The sequence below is a fragment of the Sedimentitalea sp. XS_ASV28 genome, from assembly GCF_041224545.1.
Classification (GTDB): domain Bacteria; phylum Pseudomonadota; class Alphaproteobacteria; order Rhodobacterales; family Rhodobacteraceae; genus Sedimentitalea.
Genome location: NZ_JBGFGP010000036.1, coordinates 1 through 363, shown reverse-complemented (window position 1 = coordinate 363; position 363 = coordinate 1). Strand labels below are relative to the sequence as shown.

General features: G+C 55.6%; 1 protein-coding gene. It reads right to left on the bottom strand.

The genetic code is table 11. The features are described from left to right. Nucleotides 1-16: 16 nt before the first annotated feature. Complete coding sequence (rpsJ, locus tag AB9K34_RS00490) at nucleotides 17-331, bottom strand: 30S ribosomal protein S10 (protein WP_369952528.1); 315 nt, start codon at nucleotides 329-331, stop codon at nucleotides 17-19. Nucleotides 332-363 lie beyond the last annotated feature (32 nt).

The window sequence follows — 363 nt, the reverse complement described above, 5'->3', positions numbered from 1 at the left end:
CTTCAATACCCTCCGATTACGATTGCAGCTTGATCTCGACATCCACGCCAGCGGCGAGGTCGAGCTTCATCAGCGCGTCCACGGTCTGGGGGGTCGGATCAACGATGTCCAGCAGTCGCTTGTGGGTGCGGATCTCGACCTGGTCACGAGATTTCTTGTCAACGTGGGGACCACGCAGAACAGTGTATTTCTCGATCTTGTTGGGCAGCGGGATTGGGCCACCGACATTGGCGCCGGTCCGCTTGGCTGTGTTGACGATTTCCTGCGTGCTGGCATCCAGAACGCGGTAATCGAACGCTTTCAGCCGAATGCGAATGTTTTGGCTTTGCATTTCGTCAGCCTTTCAAGGCTTTTGGAGTTGAT

Coding starts and splice junctions, on each gene's coding strand:
- rpsJ (WP_369952528.1), bottom strand. CDS start 331: ATGCAAAGCCAAAACATTCGCATTCGGCTGAAAGCGTTCGATTACCGC.